Consider the following 15054-nt stretch of genomic DNA (forward strand, 5'->3'; position numbering starts at 1 on the left):
CATTAAGCCAAAGGCCTTGAAATTAGCCTAACCGTGAAGCCAACCCAGGCGTGAGGGCGTGACATCACGACCCTTGTAGTAGGCTGAGACCCCCTCGCCTTCCACGAACTCGCCGATCTCGCTGACCTTCACTCCCGCAGCGGCGGCTGCGACGCGGAACGCCCAGGCTTCGTTCGGGTCAACCGCACAGACGATTTCATAGTCGTCACCGCCCGACGCCAGCGAAATCCGCCCCTCGACCTGCTCGGGCTGCTGCTCCAGCCAGGCTTGAGCGCCGGGCGACAGCGGCAAGCGCTCTAAGTCGACCCTCACCCGACAGCCGCTGGCCTTGGCGATATGGCTGCTGTCGGCCAGGAGACCGTCGGAAACATCGGCGGCGGCCTTGGCGTGGGTTCGCATCGCCTCCCGCAGCGTCACGCGCGGCTCCGGCTGGCGGTACCGGCGAAGCATGGCGCCGTCGGCGTCCAGGACCTCGCCCCACTGAGCCAGCAAACCGAGCCAACCATCTCCGATCGTGCCTGAGACCATCAGACGATCTCCCGGCTTGGCGCCGCGACGCAGGATCGCTTCACCTTCCGGAACCCAGCCCAGAAGCGTGGCCGAGACCACGAGGGGACCAGAAGTCGTCACCGTATCCCCGCCCAGCAGCGAGATGTCGAACAGCGCGCCGTCCTCGGCCAAGCCGCGCGCGAAGGTCTCCCGCGAGGTGACGTCCGAACCAGACGGCCAACCCACGGCGAGGAAGTAACCGTAGGGCTCAGCGGCTTTCGCGGCGAGATCGGAGAGATTGGTGCGGAGCAGCTTGCGCGCGACCACGTCCAGCGCCTCTTCCGCAAGGAAGTGGACGCCGGCCACCATGGCGTCCTTTGTCACGACAAGATCGTAGCCGGGCCGCGACGGCAAAACGGCGGCGTCGTCCAGCAGGTCAAGCGCCACCGGGTCGCCGCGGGTCAACGGGCGCAGCAGGCGCTCGATATGGTCAAATTCAGTCGCCGGCGCCGCCGTGGCGACCGCCGCGTCGTCTTCAGCGAACCAGTCTTCTTCGTCAGTCTCGTGCATCACGGGCGATCGCGTCGAGGGCGCCATTGATGAAGCCTGACTCAGGACCCTCAAAAAAGGATTTCGCGATCTCAACATATTCATTGATGACCACTTCGGTCGGAACGTCCGAGCGGTACATCAACTCAAAGGCGCCGGCCCGAAGCACCGCGCGCGCCGTGGCGTCCAGTCGCTCCAACCGCCAGCCAGAGGCCAGGCGCTTGACGATGCCCTGGTCGATCTTGGCCTGGTTGGCCACCACACCGCGCGCCAGGTCGGCGAAGAAGGTTTCGTCGGCGGCGGCCAACTGCTCGCCTTCGACATCACGATCGAAGCGATGCTCGCCGAACTCGCGGATCACGGAGTCGACGCCCGCGCCCGACACTTCCATCTGGTACAGAGCTTGCACAGCAGCCAGACGGGCCACCGAGCGCGGTTGGATTCGGTTACCGCTCATCGGGCCTGCCCCAGCAGCTGACGCTTCAGCGCGATGGTCTCCAGACAAGCCTTGGCGGCCGCGCCGCCCCGATCACCTTCACTAAGCCGAGCCCGAGCCCAGGCCTGGGCTTCGTCATCGACGGTCAGAACTCCAAACCCGATCGCCAGACGCTTGGCGACGCCCAGGTCCTGCAGGCCGCGCGCAGTCTCGTTGGCGACCAGCTCGAAATGGTAGGTCTCGCCACGGATCACGGCGCCGAGCGCCACATAGCCGTCGTAGCGAACGCCTACGGGACGGTGACCGGCGTCCTCCGCCATGGCGATCACGGTCGGGATCTGCAACGCGCTGGACACGGTGATGACATCGTATTCGGCGCCTTGCGCCTCAATGGCCTGTGTTGCTCCGCGCAGCAGTTCGTCGGAGATCCCCGAATGGCTTCGGCCCTCCACGATCAGCAGGCGGATGTTGTCTTCAACCATCTAGCTCAATTCTCCACGGCCGCGCGCGCCGCGCGATCCTACAAACACACATCAGGATTAACGGACTATGGCTCTTCTTCGCCGCCGTCGCTCAGACCTTCCTCGGTGAGGAACTTGGCGAAGTCGCTGGTTTCCTTGAAATCCCGGTAAACGGACGCGTAACGGACATAGGCCACGTCATCGAGCGATTTCAACGCCTTCATGACCATTTCCCCAACCGTCGAAGACGGAAGTTCGGTCTCGCCCATGCTTTCGAGCTGTCGAACGATGCCGTTGATCATCCGCTCGACCCGCTCGGGATCCACCGGCCGCTTCTGAGTAGCCAGCCCGACGGAACGGACCAACTTGTCGCGATCGAACGGCGAGCGTCGCCCAGAACGCTTGACGATGATGAGCTCGCGGAGCTGCACACGCTCGAACGTCGTGAAACGGCCGCCGCATTCCGGGCACATCCGGCGGCGACGGATAGCCGCGCCGTCTTCCGACGGGCGGCTATCCTTGACCTGGCTTTCGGCATGGCCGCAGAACGGGCACCGCATGATCTAGCCCCCTCCGCGGCGCTATCCCGCTATTAGTTGTAGATCGGGAAGCGAGCCGTCAAGGCCAGCACTTCCTCGCGCACCTTGGCCTCGACTTCGGCGTTGCCGTCGGGGCCATTGGCCGACAGACCGTTGACCACCTCGCCGATCAGTTCGCCCACGCGCGTGAACTCGGCTTCCTTGAAGCCGCGCGTGGTTCCCGCCGGCGTGCCCAGGCGAATGCCCGAGGTGATGGTGAACGGCGCAGTGTCGAAGGGCACCCCGTTCTTGTTGCAGGTCATATAGGCCCGCTCGAGGCTGTGCTCGGCGTCACGGCCCGTCACGCCCTTGGGACGCAGGTCGACCAGCATCAGGTGGCTGTCGGTGCCGCCCGAGACGATGTTCACGCCGGACTTCAACAGGGCTTCGGACAGCGCGCGCGCATTGGCGACGACCTGATGCGCATAAGCCTTGAACGCCGGCTGCAGCGCCTCGCCGAACGCCACGGCCTTGGCGGCGATGACGTGCTCCAGCGGACCGCCCTGCAGGCCAGGGAACACAGCCGAATTGACCTTCTTGATGATCGCTTCGTCGTTGGTCAGCACCATGCCGCCGCGCGGGCCGCGCAGCGTTTTGTGCGTGGTGGTGGTGACGACGTGCGCGTGCGGGATCGGGTTGGCGTAGGCGCCGCCCGCGATCAGCCCGGCGTAGTGGGCCATGTCGACCATCAGATAGGCGCCGATCGAGTCGGCGATCTCGCGAAACTTCGCGAAGTCGATCTCACGGCTATAGGCGCTGCCGCCGGCGATGATGAGCTTGGGTTTCTCGCGCTGTGCGACCTCGGCCACACCGTCATAGTCGATCAACTGATCCTGCTGACGGACGGTGTAGGAGATCGGCTTGAACCACTTGCCCGACTGGTTGGCCGGGCTGCCGTGCGTCAAATGGCCGCCGGCGGCGAGGTCCATGCCGAGGAACGTATCGCCAGGTTGCAACAGGGCCATGAACACGGCTTGGTTGGCCTGTGAGCCGGAGTGGGGCTGAACGTTGGCGAAGGCCGCTCCGAACAACGCCTTGGCGCGCTCGATGGCGATCGTTTCGATCTCGTCAACATACTCGCAGCCGCCATAATAGCGCTTGCCTGGATAACCCTCGGCGTACTTGTTGGTCAGGATCGAGCCCTGAGCCTCCAGCACGGCCTTGGAGACAATGTTCTCCGAGGCGATGAGCTCGATCTGGTTCTGCTGGCGACCCAGCTCCCGACCGATCCGATCGAAAATGTCGCGGTCCGCTTTGGCGAGGTCCGCGCCGAAAAAGGCGTTGAGGTCGGTTTGGGTCATCACGCTCTCCTGGCGTTGCGGGGAGTCGGCAGAGGCGCCTTCTTTAACGGGATAGGCGCGGCGATCAATCTCGGAACCACACGGGATGTCGCGCGTTTACGACCCGCAGGGCGCGTCTGCCCCCTGCGTGAGTTCGTACGACAACAACGAAAATGGGGAATCTGATGGCGTCTCAGGGCGGCGGAAGTACAGGAGCGATCACCGACGACGTCGACATCCTTGGGCTCAGCGCGGAGATCGTCGCCGCCTATGTCGGCCAGAACACCGTCTCTCAGTCGGCGATTCCAGAGCTGATCAGAACCGTCCACGCAGCGCTTTCCAGCCTCAAGAACGGCGACGAAGCCCCCCGCCCCGCCGAAAAGGCCAAGCCTGCGGTGCCGGTAAGCCGCTCGGTGCAGCACGACTACATCGTCTGCCTGGAGGACGGCAAAAGGCTGAAGATGCTGAAGCGCTATCTGCGCTCGCACTATGACATGAGCCCCGAGGACTATCGCCGCAAATGGGGCTTGCCGCCGGACTATCCGATGGTCGCTCCAGCCTATGCGGCGCGCCGCTCGGACTTCGCCAAGCAGATCGGACTCGGCAAGGGCGTGCGGCGCGGCAGCTGATCCGCCAGGCAAACAAATGAACGCCGCCGGCTTCCGGCGGCGTTCTTCGTCTCGCAGATACTGGCGGCGTCCGAAGCTGAAGGTGCGCGTTTTCCCCTTAGGCCGCGTAACCGCCCATACGGGCGACGTTGCAGTGGGCCCAGAGCTTTTCCATCGCCGCCACCAGCTTGCGCATCATGTCGTCGGTATGGAACGGCGTAGGCGTAAAGCGCAGGCGTTCAGTGCCGCGCGGAACGGTCGGATAGTTGATCGGCTGAACATAGACGCCGAAATCGGCCAGCAGCATGTCGCTGATCATCTTGCAGTGAACAGGGTCGCCGACCAACACCGGGACGATGTGGCTGACGCTGTCCATCACCGGCAGACCAGCGGCCTTGAACATAGCCTTCAGGGTCGCGGCGCGCTCCTGATGGATTTCGCGCACTTCCGGGTGCTGCTTCAGCCAGCGCACGCTCGCCAGAGCGCCCGCCGTCAGGGCCGGCGGCAAGGATGTCGTGAAGATGAAGCCCGAGGCCATCAGACGGATGGCGTCGATCACCTCGGCGTCGCCCGTGATATAGCCGCCCATCACGCCGAACGCCTTGCCCAGCGTACCTTCGATGATGTCGATCTCGCCCATCAGGCCATCGCGCTCGGCGACGCCGCCGCCGCGCGGGCCGTACATGCCGACCGCGTGCACCTCGTCTAGATAGGTCATCGCGCCATACTTCTTGGCCAGCGCCACGGTGCCGGCTAGGTCGGCGATGTCGCCGTCCATCGAATAGACGCTCTCGAAGGCGATCATCTTGGGCGCATCGGCCGGCGCTTCAGCCAGCAGTTGTTCCAGATGCGCCAAATCGTTGTGCTTGAAGACCTTGCGCGGACCGCCGCCGTTGCGGATGCCGGCGATCATCGAGGCGTGGTTAAGTTCGTCCGAGAAGATAATGAGACCCGGCAGGATCTTCTGCACCACCGACAGCGTCGCCTCGTTCGAGACATAGCCAGACGTGAACAGCAGACCGGCTTCCTTGCCATGTAAATCCGCCAGTTCCTGCTCCAGCAGGACGTGGTCGTGGTTGGTGCCCGAAATGTTGCGCGTACCGCCAGAGCCCGATCCGTGCTCGTCGACGGCGGCCTTCATGGCCTCCAGCACGACCGGGTTTTGGCCCTGACCGAGATAGTCGTTGCTGCACCAGACCACGACTTCCTGTTCCGAGCCGTCCTGACGCGTCCAGGTCGCGCGCGGAAACTGGCCGCGCTGTCGCTTCAGGTCGGCGAACACCCGGTAGCGACCCTCTTCGCGGATCTGAGCGACGGCGCTGCGGAACGCGGCTTTGTAGTCCATGTCGATCTCTAAACCGCCGCCCCGTTGAGCTGGCGATCCCCTAAGTCCAGGCTTGGCTTTTCGCACCTGTCGCCCGCAGTGTCTATCTAAGGGCGTTTACCTAGCAAATCGAAAGGTCAGATAGCTCCTATCGAACTGCTCGATACCCACCCCACAGCAGCGCCTCTTGGCCGATTCAATGAAGATCGGCCAGCCTTCCGCGCAGTAACGCGATGATCGCCGAGAAATCCTTGTGGCCGAAGCCGTTGGCGTCGAACAGCGCGTACAGGGCTTCGGCCTGCGCTCCCATGGGCGTCGAGGCCCCGGCCTTGGCCGCAGCTTCCTGCGCCAGCTTGAGGTCCTTCAGCATCATCGCCGAGGCGAAACCGCCCTCATAGCCGCGATCTGCGGGCGTCTGCGGCCCCACGCCCGGCGCCGGACAATAGGACGTGAGCGACCAGCATTGGCCCGAAGACTTGCTGGCGATCTCGAAGAATCGGTCGGCGGCCAGGCCCAGCTTTTCGGCCAGGGCAAAGGCTTCGCAGGTCCCGAGCATCGAAACGCCAAGCAGCATATTGTTGCAGATCTTGGCCGCCTGCCCCGCGCCATGGTCGCCGGCATGGATGGTGATGCGCGACATCGGCGCAAGCGCGACTTCGACTGCGGCGAAATCACGCAGCGCGCAGCCGACCATAAAGGCCAGCGTCCCCGCCTCGGCCGCCATGACTCCCCCCGACACGGGCGCGTCAGCAAAGCGGAAGCCCGCCTCCGTCGCCTGGCCCGCCACCTGGCGGGCGCTGTCCACGTCGATGGTCGAACAATCGATCAGCAGGGCGGACTTCGGCGCATGTTTCAGGATTTGCTCGCCATAGACCGCGCGGACATGCGGCCCCGCGGGAAGCATGGTGATGACGACCTCAGCCTCGGCGACCGCCTCAGCGACCGATGCGGCCGCTTGGCAGCCTGCGCTTACGGCCCGCTGGACCGCAGCCGCTGAGAGATCGAAAGCGCGGACCTGGTGCTGGGCCTTGGCCTGATTGGCGGCCATGCCGCCGCCCATGTTGCCGAGGCCGATAAAGGCGATACGCGTCATCTGGTGCTCCCTGCAAAAGCGAACCGCGCCTCATGGGCGCGGCTCTTATCGTTGGTCCTGTTCGACGTTTCTCAGCGCGCAGGCTTGCGGAACTTGTAGACGAACTGGTCGGTCTTCCCGCGAATGCCGGCGTCATAGACGTTTGCAGCGCGGGGATCAGCCGGGTTGCGAAGCACGCGCGTCTCGCCCTCGAAGATGAAGCCGGCGGCCGTAACCTCTGCCTTGACCACCGCGGGATCGATCCGATGGAGGGTTTCGGTGTCCCGCAGACCCGATCCTGCGTCGGCGACATGGTCCAGGACCAGATAGACGCCGCCCGGCTTCAGCGCGCGGAAGACCTGCCGATTTACGACGCCGAGGTCAGCGGGGCCCATGAACTTGTTGTGCATGTCGTGGTAGTTCTGAGCGGTGAAGACAAGGTCCAGCTTCTCGGGCGCGCCGAAGTTGGGCAACGTGTTCAAGATTACCTGAACGTTGGAATAGGCAGGGTCACGCGCGATGGCGTTGACCGCCGGTTCGCGCTTGGCGAGCTTGGTGAGTTCATCGGGGACATAGGCGTAGACCTTGCCCTTGGGACCGACCGCCTTGGCGAAAATCCGCGTGAAGTAGCCGCCGCCGGGGATCAAGTCCGCGACCTTCGCGCCGCTCTTCACGCCGGCGAACGCAAGGATCTCGCCCGGGTGGCGATCCTTGTCGCGAACCATGTCGGCCGCAGGACGCGACGGGTCGCTCAGCGCAGCCGCGATATTGGCGGGCACAGCGATCGCAACCGGCCCTGACGGCGGAGGTGGTGGCGGCCCCATCATCGGCTCGGTGGCGCAGGCGGCGAGCCCCAGCACGGCGACGAGACTTAGAAGCGGCTTACGCATGGCGTTCCTTCCGAACCGACGTGTTCTTCTTGCCGACAGGTTAGCGCACGACATCCGCTACGTCAGCGGTGTCCATTCCTCATCGGCCGGCAACGGCGCGAAGATTTCGGCAAGGGCCGCATCGGTGACGTCCTCGATGCGAGCGGGCGACCAGCGCGGCGCGTTGTCCTTGTCGACGATTACGGCCCGCACGCCCTCGATGAAGTCGTGCTTCATCACCACGCGGGAGCCGATGCGGTACTCCATGGCCATGTTGTCGGCGAAGTCTTCCATCGCCGCGCCGCGCTTGAGCTGTTCGAACGCGACCTTCAGGGTCTGGGGCGACTTGGTCTTCATGACCTCCAACTGCGCCTTGCCCCAGTCGCTGGAGTCGAGGGTCAGGAACTCGAAGATTTCCTCAACGCTTTCGCCCACGAACAGCCGGTTCAAATCCTGTTCGAAGCCCAACAGCGAGGCCTTGCCGGCGTCCGAGCGGTATTTGCGGAGAGTCTCGTCGATCCGGCGCGGGTCGGCGACGATCGCCTTCTTCAGGCCCTCGACCGCGCCGAACTCGACGAAGTGGGTGGCGATCCCAAGGCGCATGCAGTCCGCGCCCTTGATCCGCGCGCCGGTCAGGGCCAGCCAAAGCCCCGCCTTGCCCGGCAGGCGCGGCAGGTACCAGCCGCCGCCCACGTCGGGGAACAAACCGATGCCCGTCTCGGGCATGGCGAAAGTGGTCCGCTCGGTGGCGATGCGGATATGCGCCGGCATCGAAATGCCCACACCTCCGCCCATCACGACGCCGTCCATGACAGCGACAACCGGGATGTCGTAGGTGAACAGCAGGTGGTTCAGCCGATACTCGGTGTGGAAGAATCGGCGCGCCTCGACGCCGTCCTTGGCCCCACTTTCCGCAAGCATCCGGATATCGCCGCCGGCGCAGAAGCCGCGTTCGCCGGCGTGGTCGATGAGGACCATGTAGATTTCGGGATCCTCGCGCCATTCCAGCAAGGCGCCGATCATAGTTTCGCACATGCCCAGCGTCAGGGCGTGCAGCGCCTTGGGCCGATTGAGGGTGATCCGCCCGACGTTCTTATCGACGCGGATTAGGACTTCGGGTTCGTCGGTCATTTCCAAGTCCTAAACCGGTTCGGCCACGGATTCACAATCGAAGCGATCTATCTGGCCGTTCGAGAGCCGGAAAACAGCATCCTGGGGAATGTCGAGCCTCAGGGTCTCCTCGCGCGATAGACTGGCATAGGCGCCGCGCAGCAGCCGGCCGGCGACACCGTGGCTGACGACGATCAGGCGCCGTTCATGTTCTGCGGCCTGCTCTTGCAGCCAGGCCGTCAGACGCGTGCTCATGGCCTCATAGGTCTCGCCGCCCGGCGCGTAGAATCCCCAGGCGTCATCCCCCACAAGGTGCGGGTTCTCGCCATGCACCTCGTCGCGCAACCGACCCGACCATTCGCCGACATCGATCTCGACCAGACGCTCGTCGAGATCGACGGTAAGTCCCAGCCGAGCGCCGATCGCTTCGGCGGTGTGCCGCGCCCGGCGCAGCGGGCTGGCGACCAGCCGCCACGGCGCGGGCGGGTCTCTGCGGATGAGATCGTACAGCAACGCCCCCATGGCCCGGGCCTGCAGAAGGCCTAGCGGCGTCAGGTCCGACTCCATCCGACCTTGAAGCCGCCCCTCGCGATTGTGGAAGGTCTGACCGTGGCGGCAGAGATAAATCATGCGGCGCTCACTGGCGGAACATCTCGCGGGCGATGATGACGCGCATGATCTCGTTGGTCCCTTCCAGGATCTGGTGCACCCGAAGGTCGCGGACAATGCGCTCGAGCGGATAGTCCTGGAGGTAGCCGTAGCCGCCGTGCAGCTGCAAGGCGTCATTGGCGACCTGGAAGCCGGCGTCGGTGGCGAACCGCTTGGCCATGGCGCAGAGCTTCGTCGCCTCAGGGTGCTTGCTGTCCAGCGCATGGGCGGCGCGGCGCACCATCAGGCGGGCGGCCTCCAGTTCGGTGGCCATATCGGCCAGCTTGAACTGCAGGGCCTGGAAATTCTTGAGCGGCCGTCCGAACTGGTTGCGGGTCTCAAGATAGGCTTTGGCGGTGTCGAGCGCGAACTGGGCGCCGCCCAGCGAGCACGAGGCGATGTTCAGCCGGCCGCCATCCAGGCCCATCATCGCGAAGCGGAACCCCTCACCTTCCTGGCCGATACGGTTTGCAACCGGCACCCGACAGTTGTCGAAGTTCACCTGCGCGGTCGGCTGGGCGTTCCAGCCCATCTTGCGCTCGTTGGCGCCGAAGCTGAGGCCGGGCGTTCCCTTCTCGACCACGAAGGCCGAGACGCCCTTGGCGCCCTCACCGCCCGTCCGCGCCATGACGACATAGATGTCCGAGACGCCGCCGCCGGAGATGAAGGCCTTGCCGCCGTTGAGGACATAGTGGTCGCCTTCCAGCTTGGCGGTCGTACGCATGTTGGCCGCATCCGAGCCCGAGCCCGGTTCGGTGAGGCAATAGCTGGCAATCAGCTCCATGGTGGTCAGGCGCGGCAAATAGCGCTGACGCAGATCGTCAGATCCAAAGCGGTCGATCATCCACGACGCCATGTTGTGGATGGTCAGGTAGGCGGCCACAGGCACGTCGCCATAGCTGAGCGCTTCGAAGATGATCGAGGCGTCGAGACGCGACAGCCCTGAACCGCCGACATCCTCGTTCACATAGATGCCCGCAAAGCCAAGCCCGGCTGCATCGCGCAGGATATCGACTGGAAAGTGCTTCTTTTCATCCCAAGCGGCCGAATTGGGGGCAAGCTGTCCCTCGGCAAAAGCGCGGGCGGCATCCTGGATTGCGACTTGATCCTCGTTCAGCGCGAAATCCATGCGCACTTCCTCCCGTTCGGGGCAGAACCGCCCTCGCCTCTTTGACGGCTGACGTGCCGCGCCAAGCGCGCGGTGTCAATCATGCGGCCCGCCACCTTAGCCTATCGCGGAAACGCGCGAGGCGCCCGACGCCGGTGTGGCCTGAAATCCTCCGTTACACGGTGTGAATCGCCTGTTGGGGCGCACCCCCTTGATAACCATGGTCTTTCGCTCCAAATGCCCTGCTCCGGGGATGGCGTCCTCAATCCTAGAAGCTAGTTTATTGCTCTGACCGTGATGCGTTTCGTGAAAACCCTTATGGCTGCCTTGACTGCGGCCCTGGCCATGGCCGCGTTCGCCGCGCCCGCTCATGCGGGCGGCGACATCACGCGCAGCTATGGCGTTTGGCGTAATCCGAAGAATACGGTCCATCTCGAGATAAAGAGCTGCGGCGCGGCGACCTGTGGCGTGGTGGTCTGGGCCAGCGCCAAGGCCGAGGCCGATGCGCGAAAGGCCGGAGCCGACACCCTGATCGGCAAGCAACTGCTTCGCGACTTCGAGGCGCAGGACAACGGCTCGCTCAAAGGCCGGGTCTGGGTCCCTACACTGCGCGTCACCCTTGTCGGCACCGCCGACGTGCTCGACGCCAAGACCATGCGCGCCAAGGGCTGCGTGCTTGGCAACCTGCTTTGCAAATCGCAGGTCTGGACGCGTCTGGACGGATCGTCGCTGTTGGCTTCGCGGGCCGCGCCGTAGGGCGCTTCAAGCCCTAGCCTCGCGAACGTGCTTGATTCAGCGCAAAACACGCGCGACCCTCTAAGTGTACGCTGATAACCTAGGCGCCCGTCAGAGGCGTCCGGTTCGACTGGCCGCAAAGCGGCCGACACGGGAGGAACGGGCATGGCCGAGGCGGCGACGCTTCAAAAGTCCGCGCAAGGCGCGGCGACACAGCATTTCGATGTCATCATCGTCGGCGCCGGCATTTCCGGGATCGGCGGCGCCTATCACCTGACGAGGCAAAGACCGGGCGTGCGCTTCGTCGTCCTGGAAGCTCTCGACGACTTCGGCGGCACCTGGCGGACCCACACCTATCCGGGCATTCGCTCCGACAGCGATCTCTACACCTTCGGCTATCGTTTCAAGCCCTGGGTGGGCCCGCCGATCGCCACCGCCGCCGAGATCCTCAGCTACATGGGCGAGGTGATCGACGAGAACGGGCTTGGCGAGCACATCCGCTACCAACGGCGGATCAGTTCGGCGCGGTGGTCGTCCAAGGACAAACTCTGGACGCTGGAGGTGACCGGCCCCGACGGCGTCGAGACCTACACGACCAACTTCCTATGGATGTGCCAGGGCTACTATCGCCACTCGATCGGCTACACCCCCGAGTGGCCGGGCATGGCGGACTTCGGCGGCCGCATCGTCCACCCACAGACCTGGCCGGCGGACCTCGACCTGAAGGGCAAGAAGGTCGTCGTCATCGGGTCCGGCGCCACCGCCGCCACCCTGGTGCCCAACATCGCGGCCGACTGCGAGCACGTCACCCTCCTGCAGCGCTCACCAACCTACTTCGTGCCGGGGCGCAATGAGAACGAACTGGCCAACACCCTACGCCAGCTCCAGGTCGACGAGACTTGGATCCACGAGATTGTTCGCCGGAAGGTCCTGTTCGACCAGCACGAGTTTACTCGGCGCGCGATCGAGGAATCCGACGCGGTGAAAGCCGAACTGCTGGAAGGCGTGAAGATGTTCCTTGGTGAGGACTTCGACATCGCCAAGCACTTCACGCCGCGCTACCGCCCCTGGCGCCAGCGGATCGCCTTCGTGCCGGACGGTGACCTCTTTCAAGGCGTCGCCTCGGGCAAGGCCAGCGTGGTCACCGACGAGATCGAGCGCTTCACCAAGACCGGTCTGCTGCTGAAATCGGGCGAGACCCTCGACGCCGACGTGATCATCACCGCCACCGGCTTTGACCTGTCGGTGCTGGGCGATATCGCCTTCGAGATTGACGGCCAACCGCTCGATTTCGCTAAGACGGTCACCTATCGCGGCATGATGTTCACGGGCGTGCCGAACCTCGTCTGGGTGTTTGGCTACTTCCGCGCCAGTTGGACCCTGCGTGCCGACCTGATCGGCGACTTCGTCTGCCGCCTGCTCGGGCACATGGAGCAGAAGGGCGCCAAGCAGGTCGAGGTCGCCCTGCGTCCCGAGGACAAGGACATGAAGATCGGGAGCTGGATCGATCCCGAGGACTTCAATCCCGGCTACCTGATGCGCAACATGCATCTGCTACCCCAAGCCGGCGACAAGCCCGAATGGCGGCACACGCAGGACTACTGGACCGAGAAGGACCTGTTCCCCACCATCGACCTGGACGATGCGGCGTTCCGCTATGCGTGAGAGCGCTTAAGGGCGGCTTGGTCTTGCCTCGGCCGGCGGCGCGGTTCACATCAACGCCATGACCACGCCGCCCCTCGCCCCCTACCCGCACACCCGCCTGCGCCGCGTGCGCCAGAGCGACTGGGTCCGCCGCCTTGTTCGTGAGACCGAGGTCCGGCCGTCGGACCTGATCTGGTCGATGGTGGTGCATGAGGGCGAAGGCACGATCCCGGTGGCCTCAATGCCGGGCGTCGAACGCCTGTCGGTCAAGGAGGCCGCCAAGGCCGCCGTCCGCGCTCGCGATCTGGGCATCCCGGCTATCGCCATCTTCCCGCACATCGACGGCTCCCGGAAGGACGCGGCCGGCTCCATCGCCGCCGATCCGGACGGCGTTATCCCGCGCGCGGTCAAGGCCATGAAGGACGCCGCTCCCGAGGTCGGGATCATGTGCGATGTGGCGCTGGATCCCTTCACCGACCACGGCCACGACGGCGTGGTCGAGGGCGGCAAGATCCTCAACGACGCCACGATCGACCGCCTGATCGAACAGGGCCTGATGCAAGCCGAGGCCGGGGCCGATATCCTGGCGCCGTCCGACATGATGGACGGCCGCATCGGCAAGCTGCGCGCGGCGCTGGAAGCCGCCAGCTATCAGGACGTGATGATCATGTCCTACGCGGCCAAGTACGCTTCGGCCTTCTATGGCCCGTATCGCGACGCCATCGGCTCGGCGAAACTCTCGGCGGGCCAAGGCGACAAGAAGACCTACCAGATGGACCCGGCCAATACAGAGGAAGCCATCCGCGAGGTCGCCCTCGACATCGCCGAAGGCGCGGACATGGTCATGGTCAAGCCGGGCATGCCCTATCTCGACATCGTCCGCCGCATCGTCGACGAGTTCCGCATGCCCACCTACGCCTTCCAGGTGTCAGGCGAGTACGCGATGATCATGGCTGCCGCTCAGAATGGCTGGATCGACAAGGACCGCGCCATCCTGGAAAGCCTGACCGCCTTCAAGCGCGCCGGCGCGGCGGGGATAATCACCTACTTCGCGCCGTGGGCGGCGGAGAAGCTGGGGGCTTAGAGCCCGGCATGACCCGCGTCCTCGATATCGTCACCGCCGTGATCCGCAACGAGGCGGGCCGCATGCTGCTGGTCCGCAAGCGCGGGACGGCGATTTTTATGAAACCTGGCGGCAAGCGCGACGCCGGAGAGGACGACCTGACCACCCTGGCCCGCGAACTGCGCGAGGAACTGGGCTGTGATCTGGTTTCGGCCGAGCTTCTGGGCCACTTCAGCGCCAGAGCCGCTAACGAGGCCGGCTTCACGGTGCAGTCGGCGACCTATCTTGCCGAGGTGACGGGCGAGATCGGCCCGCGCGCCGAGATCGAGGAATTGGCGTGGGTCGACCCCGCCGCGCCCGGCGATCGGCGTCTGGCGCCGCTGCTGACCGACGCCGTCCTGCCGGCCCTTCGCGCGCTGCCCTAAGACCGCGCTGCAGCCACGGCCTGATCGATCCGCTCCTGGATCAGCGCCTGAGCCAGCTCGCGCGCCCGGCCTGAAGGACGCCCCAGAAGTTCGCTCAAGGTCGGGCCGAAGAGGCCGACTCCGACGGCCAGAATGATGTTCAGCAGGATGAAGTCGACCACGCCGTCGCGGTCGATGCGGACATCCCGCGCCACGCGGGTCTCGATGATCTCGTCAACGACGTCGCGCACCAGGGTCATTCGTCGCCCTTCCCCAGTCATCTCCAGCCAGGCCGCGAGACGCGCCGTCCCCTTGGCCTCGAAGGCGTCGAACAGGGCCTGGGCACCCATGCCGATCTGGGCTTGGTCCTGCTGCAGCCCCGCGATCACCTTGTCGGCCAGCTGGCGGATCATCCGCTCCATCAGCGCCGTCTCGACGCCGCCGATCGACCCGAAATGGTGAATGACGTTGGCGTGGACCACGCCGGCGGCCTTGGCCACGTCGGCCAGTTTCAAGGCCTGGGGCCCCTGCTCCACCAGGATCACCTCGGCGGCCGCCAGGATGTTCTCGCGGGCGGCTTCCGGCGAGCGGCGAACGCGCGGCGTGCGGGATTGCGGGACTTCTATTGACATTTTTGTCAGTATAACCAAATCTCAGGAGCAACAGGAGCTGACCA

General features: G+C 64.9%; 17 protein-coding genes. 5 read left to right on the forward strand and 12 right to left on the reverse strand.

The annotated features are described in order from the left end of the window. Positions 1-27: 27 nt before the first annotated feature. From thiL to glyA, 5 genes are all read right to left on the reverse strand, one after another. Entirely contained in the window at positions 28-1086 is a 1059-nt protein-coding gene (gene thiL / locus CSW63_RS13965; RefSeq protein WP_062099503.1) for a thiamine-phosphate kinase, read from the reverse strand. After that, entirely contained in the window at positions 1046-1495 is a 450-nt protein-coding gene (nusB, locus tag CSW63_RS13970; RefSeq protein WP_062099502.1) for a transcription antitermination factor NusB, read from the reverse strand. The genes thiL and nusB overlap by 41 nt, the downstream gene beginning before the upstream one ends. Further along, on the reverse strand, positions 1492-1956 hold the full coding sequence (locus CSW63_RS13975; RefSeq protein ID WP_062099501.1) for a 6,7-dimethyl-8-ribityllumazine synthase: 465 nt from the start codon (positions 1954-1956) through the stop codon (positions 1492-1494). The genes nusB and CSW63_RS13975 overlap by 4 nt, the downstream gene beginning before the upstream one ends. A 65-nt stretch (positions 1957-2021) precedes the next feature. Continuing rightward, positions 2022-2495, reverse strand: a complete 474-nt coding sequence (nrdR, locus tag CSW63_RS13980) for a transcriptional regulator NrdR (protein ID WP_062099500.1) — start codon at positions 2493-2495, stop codon at positions 2022-2024. Positions 2496-2527: 32 nt separating this feature from the next. Continuing rightward, entirely contained in the window at positions 2528-3814 is a 1287-nt protein-coding gene (gene glyA / locus CSW63_RS13985; protein ID WP_062099499.1) for a serine hydroxymethyltransferase, read from the reverse strand. Between the two features lie 164 nt (positions 3815-3978). On the opposite strand from glyA, the gene CSW63_RS13990 reads away from it, so the two are divergent. Next, positions 3979-4422 carry a MucR family transcriptional regulator gene (locus tag CSW63_RS13990; protein WP_062099527.1) on the forward strand — a complete coding sequence of 148 codons (444 nt, stop codon included), beginning with the start codon at positions 3979-3981 and terminating at the stop codon, positions 4420-4422. A gap of 97 nt (positions 4423-4519) precedes the next feature. Here CSW63_RS13990 and hemA read toward each other — a convergent pair whose 3' ends face one another. The 6 genes from hemA to CSW63_RS14020 form a co-directional block, all read right to left on the reverse strand. Beyond that, a complete protein-coding gene (hemA, locus tag CSW63_RS13995) occupies positions 4520-5746 on the reverse strand; it encodes a 5-aminolevulinate synthase (RefSeq protein WP_062099498.1) in 1227 nt (408 codons plus the stop codon). Positions 5747-5921: 175 nt separating this feature from the next. Further along, complete coding sequence (gene mmsB / locus CSW63_RS14000; RefSeq protein WP_062099497.1) at positions 5922-6818, reverse strand: 3-hydroxyisobutyrate dehydrogenase; 897 nt, start codon at positions 6816-6818, stop codon at positions 5922-5924. Between the two features lie 71 nt (positions 6819-6889). Beyond that, on the reverse strand, positions 6890-7687 hold the full coding sequence (locus CSW63_RS14005) for a class I SAM-dependent methyltransferase (RefSeq protein WP_062099496.1): 798 nt from the start codon (positions 7685-7687) through the stop codon (positions 6890-6892). Between the two features lie 57 nt (positions 7688-7744). Continuing rightward, positions 7745-8797, reverse strand: a complete 1053-nt coding sequence (locus tag CSW63_RS14010; RefSeq protein WP_062099495.1) for an enoyl-CoA hydratase/isomerase family protein — start codon at positions 8795-8797, stop codon at positions 7745-7747. Positions 8798-8806: 9 nt separating this feature from the next. Beyond that, the gene (locus CSW63_RS14015) at positions 8807-9406 is read right to left on the reverse strand and encodes a histidine phosphatase family protein (RefSeq protein ID WP_062099494.1); all 600 of its coding nucleotides are present in this window, start codon (positions 9404-9406) and stop codon (positions 8807-8809) included. A 7-nt stretch (positions 9407-9413) separates the two neighbouring features. After that, positions 9414-10559, reverse strand: a complete 1146-nt coding sequence (locus CSW63_RS14020; RefSeq protein ID WP_168193661.1) for an isobutyryl-CoA dehydrogenase — start codon at positions 10557-10559, stop codon at positions 9414-9416. A gap of 270 nt (positions 10560-10829) precedes the next feature. Here CSW63_RS14020 and CSW63_RS14025 point away from each other — a divergent pair, with 270 nt between their 5' ends. The 4 genes from CSW63_RS14025 (at position 10830) to CSW63_RS14040 (ending at position 14399) form a co-directional block, all read left to right on the forward strand. Beyond that, complete coding sequence (locus CSW63_RS14025) at positions 10830-11288, forward strand: DUF2147 domain-containing protein (RefSeq protein WP_082749741.1); 459 nt, start codon at positions 10830-10832, stop codon at positions 11286-11288. A 144-nt stretch (positions 11289-11432) separates the two neighbouring features. Further along, complete coding sequence (locus CSW63_RS14030; protein ID WP_062099492.1) at positions 11433-12932, forward strand: NAD(P)/FAD-dependent oxidoreductase; 1500 nt, start codon at positions 11433-11435, stop codon at positions 12930-12932. 58 nt (positions 12933-12990) lie between these two features. Next, complete coding sequence (gene hemB / locus CSW63_RS14035; RefSeq protein WP_062099491.1) at positions 12991-13995, forward strand: porphobilinogen synthase; 1005 nt, start codon at positions 12991-12993, stop codon at positions 13993-13995. 8 nt (positions 13996-14003) lie between these two features. After that, positions 14004-14399 (forward strand): NUDIX domain-containing protein, encoded by a 396-nt coding sequence (locus CSW63_RS14040; RefSeq protein ID WP_062099490.1) that lies wholly within the window; start codon positions 14004-14006, stop codon positions 14397-14399. Here the strand turns inward: CSW63_RS14040 and CSW63_RS14045 are convergent. Further along, entirely contained in the window at positions 14396-15028 is a 633-nt protein-coding gene (locus CSW63_RS14045) for a TetR/AcrR family transcriptional regulator (RefSeq protein ID WP_082749740.1), read from the reverse strand. The genes CSW63_RS14040 and CSW63_RS14045 overlap by 4 nt on opposite strands. Positions 15029-15054 lie beyond the last annotated feature (26 nt).

Source organism: Caulobacter sp. FWC26 (assembly GCF_002742645.2).
GTDB lineage: Bacteria > Pseudomonadota > Alphaproteobacteria > Caulobacterales > Caulobacteraceae > Caulobacter.